The organism is Klebsiella sp. 10, assembly GCF_018223925.1.
Classification (GTDB): Bacteria; Pseudomonadota; Gammaproteobacteria; order Enterobacterales; family Enterobacteriaceae; genus Klebsiella; species Klebsiella pneumoniae.
Window position 1 is genome coordinate 106971 of sequence record NZ_JAGRRB010000007.1, and the last position, 17023, is coordinate 123993.

Here is a 17023-nt window from a genome sequence, read left to right on the forward strand (position 1 = left end):
TAAGGCGCACGAACCCCTCAGAAATTAATCTGATGTTGTGCGCGAAGGTTGGTAATTACTGCTCTGTGTTACGGATAAATCGAGTCTGAATACTCAGTCAGGGATAGCGTTTGAGTATCGTCACCATTTGGCTTGGCGCTATCGACGCGCCAGATTGTGGAGTTCAGTTCCGAGTCGGTAGCGATGAAATACCGGCTGGAGTTTTGCACATTTACTCGGTCATAAATGTTCAAATCGAAGGTATCGGCTGCAGCCTGGAATGCCTTGGCATTGCCGTTTACCGGATAGGCCAGCCAGCGCCCGCGGTAATTGCCGAGGCTGTCGGTCATCACCACCCACATATCGCCGAGGGAAAAGTCGATACGCTCTGACGTCGTGAACACATCCCCGGAGCGCCCGGTGATGTATCCAGTCTGCTGCGCGTTGTCGTACATGTCCGGACACTGAACCACCGTACCTCGCACCACCTGCGTCGACTCCAGCACTTTCACCGTCATGGTCAGGCGTGAGTAGAGAATTTTTCTCGCCTCAAGCCAGGCCCGGTCTATCGCCTGAGTGGCGTTTCGGCAGCCGTCCAGGCTGATCTGCATCGCATTAACCGTGGCGTCCTCAACCTCAGTGATCCCGCCGCTGTCGATCTGAAGGTAGATGTACGCCTTTTTGTTCGTCAACGGGTCTACGTAGTCCAGCGCCACGCCGTCGTAACCGCCGGGGAGAGACATTTGCCAGGCGACTTTGTACTCGTCCCAGAACATGTTTGAGCGCGCAAAAACCGCGTCTGGATTTGTCACTTTCTCATCACGCCAGAACGTCAGCACATCGCCGATGTTATTGCCGTCAACGCGGGCCACATTGGCGATCGTCGCTATTTTCTCACCCAGCGACTGCTTCTCATCCGAGAAGGTGTAATCGAAATACCCAAGCTGGGCATCCGGCAGCGAATCGGCAATGGCATACAGAGCGGCGACGTCAATACTGGCCACGTCCTGCTTACCCACAACCACCCATTCGTGAAGGATAGCGTCGGCAAACGAGCGACTCGGCCGCAGCGTATAATCGACCGCGCCGGTTGTCCGGTCGTAGCTGATGGTATGCCGCTGCGCCAGCATGTTGTACTTCTGCTCGCGGTTGCTGTTGCTGTCGTTCGAGCCTTTGATCGTGATGCGGGCAATCGTGTCTTCCGGATACACGACGTTTTCGCGCACGTTCACTGCGTGGATCGCCATCAGCGTCACGACGTTGGCGTCATTGCTGTTGTCGAGGCGCTCGATGGTCACCGCATAGCGCCCCGCCCCGGCAGACGGAACGAACTTATGCGTTGTGCGGAAATACCGGGTCGTCACCTGGAAGTCGTTATCGAAGAAATAATCGTGCTGCTCGGATGTCCCCGGAACCTGATTGTTGTCGTCATCGACCTGCCAGAACTTGATCCGGTATTGCGTTGTGCCGGCCGTCGCGCCGAGCTGAACCAGCACATGCACCCAGACCTGCGTCGAGACGATCGGCGACACTGACGGTCCGATAACCAGAGGGGTCTGGTCGTTCAGCGTGAACAGCGTCGGGTTGATAACTGCATTGCCCGGCAGAGACGTAATTTCTCCCGATAGTTCGCCAATATAGAACGTCGTGTACGAAAGCGTATCGTCGCCGATAAAGCTCTCCGAGGAGATGATATTCCCGGCGCCGGTGACATTCCGTGTGACACTTGTCCCGCCTTCGCTCCAGGTAGCATTAATGACGAATGACACGGGATGAGGTACCGCCAGCGCGGCGAAGTATGCAAAGTTGTCATCGTTCGACAGCACAACAGCCTTGAGCTGATTACTCTCGATCGCCACCGATGTCGGCGCCGTCGTGGTAGCGGTTTGGGCCGGGAAGTCCTGGCTTTCGTTCAGTCCGGGGACAGTTTCGTTATCGACATCATCGAACTGATAGCCGACTTCAATCGTGCCGATCACGTCACCAGGGTTATAAATAGCGGAACTGGCGCCAGCCAGGCTGCCGAGGTTCGATTCCGAGTAGCGGATCGACGATATGGTGTACCGGCCGTAACCCACCTCGAACCATTCAGTAAGCTGTTTGTTATTGTCGACGAACTCAAACAGTGCTTCCTGAATCAGGTCAGGAAAGACGCGGCACTGGCCGTAAATGTTAGGGCGCCCCTTGTAGAGTCGCGCGCGGTTCGTCTGGCCGGTTAAGTCGTTGTTGGGGGATTCGCCTGTCGCCACCGATACCGACGCACTAGGCTTATTTGACAGTCCGAACACCTTCAGCGCGCCGGAGAGGATTTTCGTGACCGGACGCAATATCGTGGTGATGAGTTTGCCAACCCCGCCCTCTGGCTGGTCGAACACAGCCACCACGTCGCCAGATCGCAGTGGCCGGCTGATGTCGTAATCGTCCGGCAGTGCTCTGCCATTCAGTTTCACGATAACATCGCGGTGCAGCTGCAGAGAATCCAGCAGGCTCACCAGTGTGGTGCCGGCATCTACCGTTCCCCGCTGCAGCGGCGCGCCAGGCAGCCTCTGTAACTCATATCGCACCATGCACCATGTACTCCACTTTGCTATAAACCTTCAGTAATGCCAGCGGGCTATCGCAGCGCACAAAACCAAACTCCCCGCGGGCGTGCAGGCATTTCACCGGGCTGATCATCACACCGATATGCGCCGGCACGTCGCCTCGGTAAAAAACCGCGATGCAGCCGATGGCGGCAACCGGCACACGCCGCCAGTGCGCGTGCTCCTGTTCGTAGCAGGTGATGAAATCCGCGCCCGATTCGTAGCCGGCGATGTGATGCAGCTCCAGGCCGAGCACATGCCGGTAATAGAGAACCACCAGGCCCCAGCAGTCCATCTGCTCAAAACTGCAGGCGCGATTAGCCCAGGGCTTGCCGTTAACAAGCCCGATAAAGTCGCTCTGTGTCATACGGTGATCAGTCCGGGATAGTCTTTCGTGGTGTAAATGATGGAGTTGGCCAACGTCAGCGGATTGGTCTTACCGGCGGTCACAGTGACGTTGCTGGCATCGGCTGAAATGTCGTTCACGTAAAGCGTCCAGTCTTTCAGGGATGATGCATCACCAATCGCATTCCACTGCTGATACAGGCATTGTATCGGCGTCATGCGCGCCGCCCCGCGCCAGCTTTTCAGTGTCTGCCTGACATGTTCCGTGGCGGCGACAAACGTTATGGTCATTGATATGACCGCCGTCCCGTCCTGTGCCGGCTCGGTCACGCTGAACCGCGCAGGCTCGAATGAGTTGCCGCCAAACGTCGCCGGGCGGAACAGGTTATTGACTACCCTGTAATAACCAAACGCAGGATGGTAAAACTCCACCGTCTGTTTGATATCACTGGCCGGCCTGCGCTCTTTCCATTCTCGTAAAGTCGGCATCAGTCTGCCCTCGGCATCACTTCGGTTATCAGATAATCCAGCCAGTATCCATAGCCAGGCTGGGCCTCAACGATCCAGTCGTCGTAGTCCTCAGTTATGTCATCGATACCGTTGCTGATGACCGTTGCGGTCCAGGTGACAATGTTACCGTTTTTGCTGGTCTGTACCGGCATGTCGACGAAATGCAGCGTCTGCTGCTGCACGCCCTGCGTATCACCCAGGTCGATCGGCATCTGGAACCAGGCGCGCCCGCGGTCGCAGTATGTCGGCGAGCGCAGCCACGACTTAAATCGCTCAGCCTGTGCCAGCGTGAAAATCCACTGCAGCGTCCAGGTTGCTTTGAGGTCCGTGGTGATCGGCGTGATTATCAATGGACCGACTGCCGTCTGCGTCGTCTGCCAGGCTGTATCCTGCGTCATGTTCTGATCGGCACGCTGGGGAAGCGGCAGGAACGGAGGGTATTGAACTGTTGCCACGTTTCCTCCGGGCATAAAAAATGCCGCGGCTGCGGCACTGATCTTTTATCAGGATGTTACTAAATGTGTCTCGCTGATACTGTGTATTTTTCACACACAGCAAGAGAGGTCATATGTCTTACACGCACAGCAGGGATTACATGGAGGGAGGATCAATAGTTTCCGTTCAGTGCTCCCACCAAATCAACGTCCTTGTTATGGATGACGCTGCTTATAACCGATATAAGCGAGGTGAAAGTTGCAAGGTCTACGGAGGATTCTATAAACAATTTCCCGCCAACATTGCAGTGCCGCACTCCGGTAACTGGAATGTCGTTCTGGCTCTCCCTGCCGGGCATCGCGCTACATACAGATATTCAATCAACGTAATCAGGCAATAGCATCTGCCCTTTCGCCTGGAATAAAGCCTCCTCAAGGGCGGCAATGATTTTCTGCTGTGTGCCGTCCTTCAAGTAGCCCAACGACGCCACCCCCTCCTGTTTATCGCTGTCGCGGTACCAGATAACCTCGCCATTCACTTCGATTGCTACTTTCATTATGTTCACCCATTAAAAAACCCGCCGGAGCGGGTTTGGTTTAGTAAGCACCTTGCGCTTTGCGGCTTAGTCCAAATGTCTGCTGCATCTGAGAGGATATGGGGCCGCCTCTTTCCATGTCGGTGATCAGCAAATCCACCACTGCGCTACCGTCCTGCATATAGCCGTCGGCACTCTGTACGGTGGCACCGGTAGACTGGTTGATGACGTTCACCTGCACGCTGATCCCTCCTCCTGACTGCATATCCTTATTGCTGATGACCTTCCCGTTATCGCCGGGGATCATGTACTGCTTGCCGGTGCTGGCCTGGTAAATCTCTGGCTTACCTTTCTCGCCGACCTGATACAGGCCGCCGGCTGATACCGGTCCGCCGTTGTAGCGAGCGCCGGCTATTGAAAGGGCCTGCGCCATGCCAACTGTTGAAGCTATTCCTGCCTGAGCGGGGATAGCGTTAGCGCCAGCCGTGGCAAGGGAGGTCATTGCAGCAGCCGGAGCCATGGATGCGGCTATTAGTTGCCCTTGCGCAATAGCCATTCCAGAAGCGGCGGTCATTCCAGCCTGCCCCATAATTACAGACTTCAACCACTCAACTCCCATCTGGACAAAGGAGTTGATAACGCTGTTTAGGACAGTTGATCCGAGTGAGCTCATGGCTTCGCTGACAGACATACTGCCAGTGAGTATGCCAGTGAGGGCATTAGAGGCGTTTCCTGCAAATGAATCAAATGCCGCAGCAGCTACCTCATATCCTGCGTTTTGTTGCCTCCATATCTCCCACTGCGCCGCTATGCGCTGTTGCTCGTACTGAGTGTTAGCGGCATTCATCAGTTCAAGACCGCGCTGGGTTATCTGCCCCTTCTGCGTTTCGAACTGCTGGATGAGAGCCAACTCCTGAGCATGCTGATTAGCCAGCTGTTGGACGGGGTCAATCTGCCCCCGAGCTTCCTGCATGGGGCTTACAGTTTGCTGAGCGCGTATCTTAGCCAGATTAACCTGGTGCTGAGCCTCCAGTTGCTCACTGGTCTGATTGTACTGCTGCTGAGTGATTTTTTTGGCGGCCAGTGCAGTTTGCAGATCTTTAACATCCTGCTGGTAAGACGCATTCTCTCTGGCTTCAGGGAGCGGTTTTTCTGCCGCAGCCTGGGCTTTGAGGGCATTAGCCGTATCCCATATTTCTCCACGGTATTTACCGGCAAGGGCAATTTGCTCTTGGGTGGCTCCCTTACCTAGTGATTGCTGAGCCTGTAATACTGCCTGCTCCCGGCTTAACTCCTGCGTTGAGCCAGCAGCGAGCTCTGATTGCTGGCGCAGATTTTCAAGTTTTTGGTTTACCGATTCCTGCTGGTTAGCAAGTTTCTTAGCCTCAGATTCCGCTTCCTTGGTGGCCTTTTTGTTATTTTGCTGCGCTTGTTGAGCATCGAATTCAGCTGCTGCTCTGTCACGAGCAAGGTTAACATCCGCCTCTGATCCACCGAGTTTCCTAATGTCCTGCTCAGCCCTTAATTGCGCTCGCTTCCTGTCATTAAGCTCGCTCTGAAGTGTTACCTGATCCTGTAGCTTATCCAGATACTCCTGAACATCTTTCGGGCGTTCAACCATGAGGCTGCTGGAGTTGAATTTGTCTTTTGCCTTGGCCGCAAAATTAATCATATCTCCCAACTTGCTCATCATGCCGGCAGCAATTCCCGCTTCCTGCCCATCCCTGCGCAGCAAATCGATACCTTGCTTCATCGTTCCGTTTAGCGTAGCGCGGCCAATGTTAATGGCGTTTTGGGTCTGACTCAGTCTGTTCTGGGCCTTCTCCAGCTCAAGGGTAGCTATAGCTAGGTTATCCTGTGCGCCGCTAAGCGCCTCGGCAGCCTGCCGCCCTCTCGTTGTATTCGTACCCCAGTTTGCAATTTCTCGCTGCTGTCGCTGGACAGCCGATGTCGCGTCATTGAATTCCTTTTGTGCGTCTGATACCGCGTCACTTAATTCAGGCAGGCTTTGGCTTAGCTTTCCTATCGTTGCCGCCAGCTCTGTATGCGACATCGTCTGGAATTTTGAGCTCAGATCGTTAACGCTATCTGCAAGGGCATTAGCGTCATTCCTGGCCTCTTTTGCGCGCTGTGAAAAGTAAAGGATTGCACTAGCAGCAAGCATTGCCGCTCCGGCAGGCCCACCAATTAACCCGAGAGCCCTGCTAGCCAGGCTGGCACCAGATGAGAGAGCCATTTGAGCAGCCCTGTTTGCCGCCAGTGCTCGATTATAATTATCAACCGCACCGGCAGCCGCAACCCTGGCAACGGACAAGCGCTGTTCAGCTGCCGCAGCGTTGGTTTCGCTGATAGCAGTAAGGCGCATCATTTCTGCGAGCCTTATCTCATCTAAGGCCCGTTGTTTTGCGACCGCTGCAGCCCTGAGGTCTGCCGCTGCTTTATTCGCGGAAGCCTGAGCTGCTAATGATTCTTCTGCTGAAAGCGTGCGTGATGCGGCAGCTGCTTTGATTTTAGCCGCAGTAGCCATAGTTAAGGCGCCGACATACCGACTCCCAAGAATAGCCGCGGCACCAGTCAGCAACGCGCTCAGTCCGCCAATATTCTCACTGATGGTGACCACTGCATCACTGAAAATTGCCGCGCCTGTTTTAACCGTAGAATTTTCACCGAAGAACTTAGTGATGTTATTGCCAGCAACCTGAAGAGCCTGGCTGATAGTCGTAGTGGTGTTGGCAAATTCAGCACCGATTAAACTCCCCTGGGAAAGCAGACCGTTAACCACAACATCTGTCGTTAGCTTGCCCTGTGCCGCCATGTTGCGCATCTGGCCGATGCTGACCCCCATAGAGTCAGCAAGGGCTACGATAAGGCGGTTACCCTGCTCGTTTACAGAGTTGAATTCCTCGCCGCGTAAAGCTCCAGAAGCAAGGCCCTGAGATAGCTGAATAATCGCGTTCTCGGCCTCTTGCGCCGTGGCACCTGATACAACGAACCCTTGGTTTATAATTGTGGTTAACTTCGCCAGATCATCTGCGCTGGTCCCGTACTGCCTGGTTGCCCTTTCTAGTCTTGCGTAGAGGGATGCCGTTGCATCTAAACTACTGCGAGTTTGCTGAGTAATGTTGAAAACCCGCTCGGTTACATCGGCAAGTTGTTCTGATGGGCGAATAGAGTTTGATAATTTATTGTTAACAGTAGCCCACGCATCAGCGTATTCAGCCACCTGCTGAACTGACAATGCCGCGGTGAGCGCAACCGCTACACGTGACAAGCTCGACATCGAACGCTCTGTGGTATCAATGGAGCGTGATGTTTTATCAAATCCCCGTTCCATCAGATCAAGGCGCTGGTTAACGCGCTGCTGAGCGGTAAGTAGCCCGCGCACATCCATTTCAATGTCGTAATAAATACCGCCAGCGTTCTCAGCCATTTCCTTTTCTCCGGGCAATAAAAAACCCCGCCGAAGCGAGGTTTTGGGGTTGAGTTTTGTTATATTAGCCCAGCTTTTCTTCGGGCCTCTTCGAGATACTCATCATCTGTTTTTTCGGGACCGAGGTCTAAAGGCTGCTGCCTTTGCCACTCTTTTAATTTGCCGCTAAGTGCATAAATGATTTTGTCGAAGTTTTTCTGATGCCTGTGTGCACCTGTCACGTTAACGCCTAACTTCAGGGCGGAGTCTATACCGACGACGCATGAGTTTTCGCCGTCGGAATTCACCACAATAGACACATTTTCACCCCATGAGAAAAGTGAAATTCCAGCACTTACGGAAACTCGGCGAAGTGTGTCATCCTTCTGTTTAATCGTCATCCCGACTTCTGGAATAGCCTCTAAAAGTTTTTCAAAGGCAACGTCAGCCGGAAATGGAAAAATTTGCTGCGTAGATTGACTGGCAAAGCTCATATCCCTATCCCCCTCAGTAAAAGTAAGAAAATCGTAGCAAACCAAACATCTTTAGTCTGCCCATCCTTCCGCCTTTTTCTTTTTAAGGAGAGCATCCAGGCCGGCTGCGTCCTTCTGCTTCTTGAGGATCGTCGCGTATTGTCTGTAACCATGATGTCCAGGAGCAAAGAATTGCCCATTATCGTACATGCCAGGATTTTTCTTCATGGCAGACATAGCTAATGGGGCAAGGGCTATTTGCTGTTGGCAGTAATGAATTGCCTTCTCGAGGTTCTTGCCAGAATCGCGCAGTTTATAGTGCTTCTTAATTTTCTCTTGAAGGTCAAAGTGGATCTTTAAAATCACATCTTCAGGCAGCCCACGAAGACCTTCGAGCCACTCTTCTTCTGTCATATCCCTATCCCACTGGTTAGTTTTGGACAGATTAGCAGGGATGGGAGGGAACGACAAAACCACCTGATCGTTTATCAGGATGTTCGGCGGCGCGCTTTCAGAGTAGGTTGGAGCGTAAATCCGAAACAAGGAATCAACATGGATAAGTTTGACCGCACAATCCAGCGAGAGCTACTCCAACGTCTTTGCGACATTTACCCAGAATCTGCCGATAGTAGCTTCTCAAAGGATTTTTCAGAAAAATTTGGAGGCATTAATATCTTTACTGCCAACTTACTTTATCTTGCTGGTCACGGACTCATTGAGATAAGACTTAGCAATGAAATAGGCCGACGACTGCCATCTGTAATGGACTCTTTCACGAAAATCACCAGCAAAGGCATAGATTTCATTCGCGATGACGGCGGTTTGGGCGCAATCCTGAACGTACAGACCATTAAGCTCCACCGGGAGGCGGTGATCGTCCTCGAAGACCTGATCGCCATTTCAAACATGAACGACGAACAGAAGGAAAAAGCCAAGTCGACTCTCGGCGAAATGTCGACGGAAGCCATTAAAACCGTGGTACAGGCAGCAACAACCGCCGGGATATCAGTGCTTCTTGGAAAGTGAGCAGGAACAATAAGACACAAACCCGCCGCATGGCGGGCACTGATCAAATGTCAGGATTTCAGATTGTTTCTTCCAGAGTTAGTCTCTTGACGGTTCATGCCACGTGTCCACTCTGCAATATCGTCATCATAAAACAGAAGCTCAGTATCTTTGTTAAGCAGTGATGACAGTGCGGCCTGAGCAAAAATGCTGAAATTTCTTAACCTTGCCCCCCATGTCTCATAGGTGATTTTAATGGACAAAGCCCCTTTGAAGTTGCAGTTCCCTTCGGATATTTCTGCTGCCTTTTGCGCCACTCTCAAAGAAAACGACATAAAGTACACTCCCAAATTAGAACGAAGATATGAATTCAGAACTGGTGATATGGGTTTTATCGTCAACTCTACCGATTTGAAAGAAATTGCAATAGCGTTGATAGAATCCAAAGCCTTCTGGGGGTGTTTGGGTAGCGCGATATGGGCATTCACCAAGCGAAACTCCCGTAAAACCATTTTTGTTGAGAAAGACGGCTATAAATTTAAGGCTACCGGGATGTCTCAGGAGGAATTAGCAAAATCTCTTGAAAATGCGAAAAGCCTCATAGTTACAGCTAAGAATAATGATGACCGTATAAGCTAGGGCTACTTTTGCTCTTCGAAGCGCCAGACGCACAAAGAGGTAATCCGCAGTCATGTTTTCTCACGCGCCATCATCGCCTGCCAGCGGCGATCGTCTTCGCCCATGACCGTGTCGTACTCTTCGCGCGTGAAGCCGTTCTGACTTGGGTATTTGGCATTAATCATCATGGCGAACTCTGTCATCGTGAGGTTCTCGGCCTCTTCCCGGCTTATGCCGAAATGGTTGCGCGCCGCCATGATGTAGTCGGCGGCGCGGAATTCTGCGGTTGTCTCGTTAGTTTCGTAACGCTGCAGCTTGCGCACCTTCGCTTTGCCGATGATGCCGTGCATCATCAGGTTTTGCGCGACGATAACCATGTTCTCCGGCGGCATGCTGCCCGGGCGCCAGACAAAGCCACGCTTACGGGTCTTTCCCGGCTTCATCCAGCCAACCAGAGCTCCGATATCGTCGTCGCAGCACGCTGTCAGTACCGCGTGTGCTGCCATGATGGCTTTGCGGGTCAGTAGCCCACTCTGGATATAGCGCAGCACACAATCCGGAAGCCGGCTGTACTCGTCGCGGATATAGGCCTGAGCGGCGCGCTGTATCAACGGAGTAGCCTCATCGTTGCACAGGTCATAGAACGTTTGAACGATTTCGGCAGGCTCACCGATGCGCGCCATGTTGCGGAATGACGGTCGGAAAAAGAATTCCCGGTCATCGGTACCGATAAGGCATTCGCCTAATTCTTTAATGGGGGTCATAGTCGCTCCATAAACAGTATCAAGGGCGCAGAATGCCCTTTGTACTATTCACGATGTTGTTAGCTGATCGTGACCGTGCATGCCACTGAGGTGATTTTGACTGGCGTCGCTGCAGAGTCAGTAACTTCGCAGGTATATACGCCTGCATCACCGGAAACTGAGCTGGCCTTGTTGAAGGTCGCCGTTGTTTGCCCGCTGACAACCGTGCCGTCTTTCTTCCAGACGTAGGTGTAAGGCGAAGTGCCACCCTCAACCACGACCGACATAGTCAGAGCCGATCCGGCCGCCACGCTTTTGGTCGTTGGCAGGTTGGTGGTAAACGCCAGCGCCGGCGGAGCGACCTCAAATACCACGGTGTCTGCATCAGCAACTTTCCACTCGCCGGAGAAGGTCGAAATATCCGAGGTGCCGAAATCACCAGACCAGGAGGTGGTGTTGAAGTACCCCATGATATAAGTGCCAGCGTCTTCACCAGTGAAGTCGAAGCGGACCCAGACTGTCGGCTGACGGCCGGCCTGCACTTCATCGAAAATATATTTCGAGATGGCAATAGCGCCGACTTCCGTCGTCTTGTCTTTCTTGCGGAACTCACCTTCTCCTGAGATGGTGAAGTCCATATTGTTGACCAGGTTCTCAACCAGCCCCTTTGTATCGTCAGCCTCAGAGGAGACGGTATTCATGGAGTAGTCGAAGCCCTTGGTAGTCATGGCGCCGAGTCGCTTCCATTCGGAAAGCGCAGGAACCGTATCAGCACAGCCAAAAGCCATGCGGAGCACGGCCACCTTACCAATCAGCTTGCCGGTGTCATTAGCGCAGCCTTGCATGTATGCCTCTCAATTAAAAAAGGCCGCCATATGGCAGCCTGATGGGTGATTCTGACGATTATTCGCCGTATGTGCAGGAGACGAGCAGCCGGGTTACTAACCGGCCCTCTTCGGTGGGGATCGGCGCCGGTACATTACCGACAAGCCGCAGCGCGCCAACGCAATCATCGGCGCCGGATTGCGCGCTGATGTACTCGACAATGGCGTTTACCGCGGCGTCAGCAGCATCGGGGTTCGCCTTCGAGGAGATCACATCAACCATCACATACCAGTCGCCGCCAAGGTCGAAGGTGATATCGGTGCCGCCGGAAGGCCTGAACACAATGAACTGGTCCGTGTCTTTCCCGGTATCGCGCCATTGCCGCCACTGGACCTTAAACCCCGCGGTAAGCCCCTCAGCCACAAACAGGTCTTTGAGGCGCATATACATCGGAGGGGTCATAGCGAAAGCTCCTTCTTCACCACCGCGTCAATCTGGCTGCGGGTATCTTCGAAGCCCTTCGTTAAGAACTCCTTACGGGCCGTTGCTCGCGTGAAGTTCTGTTTCACTGCCGGGTCGTGAACATAAACCGCGTAGTTGGCCGAATAACCAACGCGCCCGGTTACCCTGGTGCCGTTAGCCATGATTTCGCGGAACTGGCTGTTGATAAGCGTCGACGTATCGATCGGGGTGTAAAGCGCAGCCTGCGCACTGCCAATAAGCATCGCAGACTGGATTGCTCGCACGACTTTACGCCCCTGGACGTCTTTGATGATGCGATCGAGGTTGGCCTTCGCCTGGCGGATGCCGCGAACTTTAGCGCCCATAATCAGACTCCTGTCAAAATCGCATAGTCATCTGCCAGTCGCTCGAACGTGTCGGCGTAGCGGATTACCTGCCGTATCTCGTCGGCATCATCTGGAGGGGCTGCGGCTGCAGATGCACCAATGAGGATATAGTCACCATCCCGCGCCGTTGCGTACTCGGTCCATATCGTGTTTTTAACCACGATCTCCCGGCCGAGGTCACCGATTTTTGCAGAGAGGCCCCCCTGGTAGTCGCAGAGGATAGCGATAGGCGCTTCCCACCCGTACGGCTGACCTCCGCCGTCGGTATCGCTACCGTCAGCATCGCGTATGCGCCGCCAGATTGTCGCCGTTGCCGTGTATGACCAATTAGCTACCGAAGACATCAGTCATCCCTCCATCGCAGCACGGCGGCGCCTGTGGCGCGTATGCGGTCGCAGTTGATGAACCACTCTCCGTCGCTTTTCACGTACGCCGTCGTTTGCTCGCCGGTATCGGTGATCACCCACACCCGGGTAAACGTCCGCGGAAGCCGTTGCTGAACTGAAACCCACGCCATTAGCAGCCCCCGACCACCATAAACAGGCCCACACTGTTCCCGGCGCTGATCGGTAGTTCACTGGTGCAGCCGCTGGTATCCAGTTTCGCTAGCGAGTCACGCAGCCAGGTGATGCCATCGTCACCGTAATCGAACGAGCGCGACGCTCCTGATGGCGCCCCCTGCGATTTAATTCGCCGGGCACCGGAAGACGTCGCCATGAGCGCTGCGGCATACATCAGGATGAGCTTTGCCGAACAGTCGTCATAACCCGCACCATCGAGGCACGGGATAATCTTGTTCACCACGCAGAGAATCGGATCGAGCAGAGCGGTCGGGATGGAGTAACCCAATTCACCGAGGAACGCCTGCACGTCTGCCGCTGTGATTGGGTCAGCCATGGTTATTTCGCCTTCTTCGATTTGCTGGCAGATTCTTCCTGCTGCTCTGCCTGCTCTGCCTGCTCTGCCTGCTCTGCCTGCTCTGCCTGCTCTGCCTGCTCTGCCTGCTCTGCAGCATCATTGCCAGGTGTAGCCACTTCCAGTGTCTGGTCGTCATCACTGATGATTTCAACCAGACCGGCGGCCACCCAGCGCTTAGCGACATCGCCGCTTACCGAAACCTGAGCACCAACCTCCAGTTTCTGGAGATTGGCACCGGAGAAAAGGTTATCGCTAATCACTTTTACCAGTGCCATTTACCGCCCCTTAGCTGTGTGCGTAGATGACTGATTTTTTGCTGTTGATGTCAGTCTTAACCATCAGACCAGCAGCGCCCCAGGTACGCCAGATGTAATCGCTGTTGTAGAACGGACGCGGATCGGCAACGGTGCCGAAAGCCTGGCCTACAATCGGAGCAATCACGCCAGCGGTAAGCGGGACAATCAGGATCTGGTTACCGGTCAGCTGAGCGTCTTCTTTAATCGCGGCAATGCCGGACAGTTTCAGAAGCTCTTGCAGGATGGTGTCAGACTGATAGTTGTCGCTGAAGTAGCGCTCAAGGTTGGAAATGATGGCGCTCGACACGTACCAGGTCTGCTCGGCGTACTGATTGTTGGTCAGTTTGAGCGTGTCGCGCAGCTTAATTGCTGCGTTACGGATCTGCTCAGCAGTGGCGGATGCGCTGGTGAAGTCGATATTCAGTCCAGATGCGCCCAGGTCAACCATCGCCACACGCTCGTCGTTCTTCAGACCCTTCCAGGTCTTATCGTCGAACTTGATGTAGTTACCTTCCGCGTCGCGATAGCCGTTGTAGATGTAATCCACATACTGGCGGCGCACTTCGTTGGTTGACTCAAACTGAGCGTCAGAGATGATGTCGAACGCATCCGGGTTGTTCAGGCGAGGCTCACGCCAGTGGAACTTGAAGCCGGTATCGTGCACCGGAACCATAGTACCGTCGTACTGGTACTGCACAGCATCCAGCGCAGCGCCGATCTGGCCTGACATGGAGGTGTGAGCCCACATGCGGCCGCCAGACTTGGCGTATTCATACACCGTCTGATTGATGCGCACCGAACGTGACAGAGGCATCAGGTCGTTGAACAGCGTGAACTCAGTGTTCGGCTGGAATTGACGCAGCACGGTCTGGTCAAAGGCCTTGTACAGGTCAGCAGGTGAGCGAACAGCGTTGATGCCGTTGAGATGGTTAACAGCATTAAGGCGGTCGGCAATCTCCTGCATAACGTTGACGCCCTGATGGTTCAGCGCGGCATTACGCTCCATAGTCAGCATACCGAACTGGTATTGGTTCACGGCCAGGTTGCCGGTCTTTTCGCCCAGCGATTTAGAATAAACAAGCATTCAGTGACTCCTTACTTGATCACTACGCGAATGAGATCGCCAGCAGCGGCGGTAATTGAGCGCTCTTCGTCGCAATAGCAGCGATCGTTTTCACCGGTGGCCCACTTCTTAACCTGGCCGTTTACGATTGAAAGAGCGTCGCCTTTTTTGTAAGTACCGGCGGCTGCGCGCACGTTCAGGAACATGCCAGGCAGCGGATGGATGCCAACCAGCAGATCATCTACAGCAAAAGTGTCATCCACTGTTTTGCAGCGCAGATAATCGAAGTCAGCGACATAGATAATCGCTGTCTCGCTACCATCTACCGACACCTTGAAGACGCCAGCATCGAAGAAGCCCAGGGTGCCGGGCTTGACCGCAGTGGCGCGGCCTTCACGGTTGAGCAGCGGATTAGGGAATACGCCACCGGCGTGAATTACATGTTTTCCGTCTTTAGCCATTTTTTACTCCGGCATTTCGCTAACTGATTGGGTATTGGTAGCCTGGCGGAAAGCGCCATTCAGGCCGGTTGAAGTCTGGCATTGAGCAAACAGCTCTTTCAGAGGCTCGCCGTCCAGAGCGTTTACAGCGATATCGGTCATGCCAAATTTGGCTTTTACCGCTGCGCGCATGTTGCTCTTCTCGGTTTCCGAGTTCGCGTTGATCTTGCTGTTAAGCGCCAAAACCTGATCGGTCAGAGCTTTTGCCCAGGAGGGCATATCTTCATTGTTGGCGGCCTGCTCCGTCTTTTTGGGCGCGCCGGTAGCCGGGTCGATTTCTTCATCGCCCTTTTTCTTGGCGGTGACCTCTTCGGCCTTCATCTGGTTGTAAGCGTCCATCAGTTCGGCATCGGACTTGCCTTCAGTCGGCTTACCCGCGGCTTGGAGCGCATTGATAATCAGTTCTTTCATCGGATCGTTCTCTCCGTTGGTTTTAATCTCGTACTCAATGGGTTTGCGCACGACTTCTACAGGTTCGCCGACGAACACGGCTTTGCCGTCATCATCGATGAGGTACTTCTGCTTTAGGTATCTGGTGTCATCGCGGTAGATGAAGCTGTCTGGCCACACCGTTTCTGGCCATAGCCACTTATCTTCTGTGCCACCCTCGCGAAGCTTGTCGCTGATAGCGCGTGAAATGTCGTCAAAAGAGAAGTTGGAGGCATTGGTGAAAAAGAATTTGGTCTTGTTGAGCAGTCCTTCGCGTGTGCAGTCGATACCATCAGCAAGGCGAGCAACCTCGATCTGCTGCTCATGACCTTCTGAGTTGACGAAGATGCCCACGCCTTCATCAGGTGTTCCGGCGCCAGGCTCATCGAGCAGCACCGCCACATGGTCAAACATCATGTTGGTGGCGATCTCGTTGTACTTCTTGCCCTTCGACTCGCCATTAGCGGCAATGCCGGAATACAGCAGTCCTGTGGAGATGTGGATGGGTTCTGAGTTGGTACCGGCGATCATCTCATCAAGGCGGTTAATCAGGCGCTTGCCCTTCTCGCTTGACTCGGCGTATTGGCGGTTAACGTACATATCACCCGTCACCTTCCCACCTTCGTGGCTGACGTTCTGCAGCCATGCGCCTACGTGATATTCATTCACCGCCCGGACATCGCGAGCAGACACATGCTTGCCGTCAACCTTCGGGTGGCCCAGCGGCATCGGGTTTCGCTCAAGCGTGTTGTAGGCCTTTTCGATTTCTGCTGCCGGGTACAACTTCCGGTTCATCACAATATCGTCCACGACAGGCGTGATGCCACGAACCACGATATGTGGCTTGCCGTCGATGGTTTCAGTGGTGATGTTTGAAGCGGAGTTGACGACGGTCAGCACGTTAACGCGGTTGCGTTTCATGCTGGGTCCTCGTTAGTGGATTTCAGGCAATAAAAAAGGCCGCACAAGCGGCCTATCACTAATTGATTATTTGAATTTTAACTCACTTTCAGCATCACGAACAATTGCTTCAATAATTTCTTCAATCTTAGAAGACATTGAGTCATATATTCTAAAGTCATGCTCCCCATCCTCGAAAGATCTTCTTTCAGCTTCTTTATCTGCCTCAAAAAAACTCTTTAGCAATGTCCGGGAAGCTAAACTTAACGAAATTGGTGAAAAGGCATACATTCTGAGTAGTTGTGCCTTAATTTGGTGAAACTTATCCCAATCAACATTATCTTCAGGGAAAGAGTAGTTATCGTTATTCTGTGCTATCCATTCTTTTTCATAATATAACGACGCAGCCTTGTATATCTCGTTTATCTCAAAAAGATTATCAAGAACTGAATTGTATGCTACAAACTTTTTCTCCCACCATTTTTCCCGATAAAATCGATTCAAAGCAAAGTACGCAGTAAATCCTGCCGCAACAATTCCTGTTGCGATAGGAACAATCAATGACAGAAAAAAAGTACTGACCTCAGTCGCTGTTATACTGCTCATTGCC

22 protein-coding genes are annotated in these 17023 nt (G+C 53.2%); 3 read left to right on the forward strand and 19 right to left on the reverse strand.

The features are described from left to right. Positions 1-68: 68 nt before the first annotated feature. The 4 genes from KHQ26_RS08650 to KHQ26_RS08665 are packed head-to-tail and all read right to left on the reverse strand — an operon-like array spanning position 69 to position 3871. Positions 69-2546: a MoaD/ThiS family protein gene (locus KHQ26_RS08650; protein ID WP_211777876.1), complete on the reverse strand. Its 2478-nt coding sequence runs from the start codon at positions 2544-2546 to the stop codon at positions 69-71. Continuing rightward, positions 2533-2928 carry an NlpC/P60 family protein gene (locus KHQ26_RS08655; protein ID WP_048265765.1) on the reverse strand — a complete coding sequence of 132 codons (396 nt, stop codon included), beginning with the start codon at positions 2926-2928 and terminating at the stop codon, positions 2533-2535. Before KHQ26_RS08655 ends, KHQ26_RS08650 begins: the two co-directional genes overlap by 14 nt. After that, positions 2925-3395: a hypothetical protein gene (locus KHQ26_RS08660; protein ID WP_049185966.1), complete on the reverse strand. Its 471-nt coding sequence runs from the start codon at positions 3393-3395 to the stop codon at positions 2925-2927. Before KHQ26_RS08660 ends, KHQ26_RS08655 begins: the two co-directional genes overlap by 4 nt. After that, complete coding sequence (locus tag KHQ26_RS08665) at positions 3395-3871, reverse strand: hypothetical protein (RefSeq protein ID WP_065520028.1); 477 nt, start codon at positions 3869-3871, stop codon at positions 3395-3397. The genes KHQ26_RS08660 and KHQ26_RS08665 overlap by 1 nt, the downstream gene beginning before the upstream one ends. A 140-nt stretch (positions 3872-4011) precedes the next feature. Here KHQ26_RS08665 and KHQ26_RS08670 point away from each other — a divergent pair, with 140 nt between their 5' ends. Then, positions 4012-4251, forward strand: coding sequence for a DUF1883 domain-containing protein (locus KHQ26_RS08670; RefSeq protein ID WP_122543637.1), 240 nt, complete (start codon positions 4012-4014; stop codon positions 4249-4251). On the opposite strand, the gene KHQ26_RS08675 is transcribed toward KHQ26_RS08670, so the two are convergent. From KHQ26_RS08675 to KHQ26_RS08690, 4 genes are read right to left on the reverse strand one after another with little or no spacing between them, the layout of a single operon-like run. Then, positions 4228-4407: a hypothetical protein gene (locus KHQ26_RS08675; protein ID WP_023301682.1), complete on the reverse strand. Its 180-nt coding sequence runs from the start codon at positions 4405-4407 to the stop codon at positions 4228-4230. The two genes, KHQ26_RS08670 and KHQ26_RS08675, sit on opposite strands and share 24 nt — an antisense overlap. A gap of 40 nt (positions 4408-4447) precedes the next feature. After that, positions 4448-7816 (reverse strand): tape measure protein, encoded by a 3369-nt coding sequence (locus KHQ26_RS08680; protein ID WP_211657690.1) that lies wholly within the window; start codon positions 7814-7816, stop codon positions 4448-4450. Between the two features lie 59 nt (positions 7817-7875). Then, entirely contained in the window at positions 7876-8289 is a 414-nt protein-coding gene (locus tag KHQ26_RS08685; RefSeq protein ID WP_032428681.1) for a hypothetical protein, read from the reverse strand. Positions 8290-8340: 51 nt separating this feature from the next. Then, positions 8341-8682 (reverse strand): hypothetical protein, encoded by a 342-nt coding sequence (locus KHQ26_RS08690; RefSeq protein WP_049182523.1) that lies wholly within the window; start codon positions 8680-8682, stop codon positions 8341-8343. Positions 8683-8820: 138 nt separating this feature from the next. Here KHQ26_RS08690 and KHQ26_RS08695 point away from each other — a divergent pair, with 138 nt between their 5' ends. After that, positions 8821-9294 carry a hypothetical protein gene (locus KHQ26_RS08695; protein WP_047680718.1) on the forward strand — a complete coding sequence of 158 codons (474 nt, stop codon included), beginning with the start codon at positions 8821-8823 and terminating at the stop codon, positions 9292-9294. Between the two features lie 234 nt (positions 9295-9528). Further along, positions 9529-9912 (forward strand): hypothetical protein, encoded by a 384-nt coding sequence (locus KHQ26_RS08700; RefSeq protein ID WP_047680716.1) that lies wholly within the window; start codon positions 9529-9531, stop codon positions 9910-9912. Positions 9913-9962: 50 nt separating this feature from the next. On the opposite strand, the gene KHQ26_RS08705 is transcribed toward KHQ26_RS08700, so the two are convergent. The 11 genes from KHQ26_RS08705 to KHQ26_RS08755 form a co-directional block, all read right to left on the reverse strand. Beyond that, positions 9963-10655 carry a DUF6246 family protein gene (locus tag KHQ26_RS08705; RefSeq protein WP_087778915.1) on the reverse strand — a complete coding sequence of 231 codons (693 nt, stop codon included), beginning with the start codon at positions 10653-10655 and terminating at the stop codon, positions 9963-9965. 59 nt (positions 10656-10714) lie between these two features. Further along, a complete protein-coding gene (locus KHQ26_RS08710; RefSeq protein ID WP_064159113.1) occupies positions 10715-11479 on the reverse strand; it encodes an immunoglobulin domain-containing protein in 765 nt (254 codons plus the stop codon). A 58-nt stretch (positions 11480-11537) separates the two neighbouring features. Next, positions 11538-11921 (reverse strand): hypothetical protein, encoded by a 384-nt coding sequence (locus KHQ26_RS08715; RefSeq protein WP_023339086.1) that lies wholly within the window; start codon positions 11919-11921, stop codon positions 11538-11540. Beyond that, positions 11918-12286 (reverse strand): hypothetical protein, encoded by a 369-nt coding sequence (locus tag KHQ26_RS08720; protein WP_004191531.1) that lies wholly within the window; start codon positions 12284-12286, stop codon positions 11918-11920. The genes KHQ26_RS08715 and KHQ26_RS08720 overlap by 4 nt, the downstream gene beginning before the upstream one ends. A gap of 2 nt (positions 12287-12288) precedes the next feature. Next, positions 12289-12651 (reverse strand): hypothetical protein, encoded by a 363-nt coding sequence (locus tag KHQ26_RS08725; protein WP_087778921.1) that lies wholly within the window; start codon positions 12649-12651, stop codon positions 12289-12291. A gap of 172 nt (positions 12652-12823) precedes the next feature. Further along, positions 12824-13204: a hypothetical protein gene (locus KHQ26_RS08730; protein ID WP_087778923.1), complete on the reverse strand. Its 381-nt coding sequence runs from the start codon at positions 13202-13204 to the stop codon at positions 12824-12826. Positions 13205-13206: 2 nt separating this feature from the next. Next, positions 13207-13500, reverse strand: a complete 294-nt coding sequence (locus tag KHQ26_RS08735; RefSeq protein WP_211777877.1) for a hypothetical protein — start codon at positions 13498-13500, stop codon at positions 13207-13209. 10 nt (positions 13501-13510) lie between these two features. Next, a complete protein-coding gene (locus tag KHQ26_RS08740) occupies positions 13511-14605 on the reverse strand; it encodes a major capsid protein (protein WP_004191540.1) in 1095 nt (364 codons plus the stop codon). An 11-nt stretch (positions 14606-14616) separates the two neighbouring features. Then, a complete protein-coding gene (locus tag KHQ26_RS08745) occupies positions 14617-15045 on the reverse strand; it encodes a hypothetical protein (RefSeq protein ID WP_004151271.1) in 429 nt (142 codons plus the stop codon). A 3-nt stretch (positions 15046-15048) separates the two neighbouring features. Further along, entirely contained in the window at positions 15049-16434 is a 1386-nt protein-coding gene (locus KHQ26_RS08750) for a DUF2213 domain-containing protein (RefSeq protein ID WP_130983483.1), read from the reverse strand. Positions 16435-16500: 66 nt separating this feature from the next. Continuing rightward, on the reverse strand, positions 16501-17019 hold the full coding sequence (locus KHQ26_RS08755) for a hypothetical protein (protein WP_130983482.1): 519 nt from the start codon (positions 17017-17019) through the stop codon (positions 16501-16503). Positions 17020-17023: the final 4 nt, after the last annotated feature.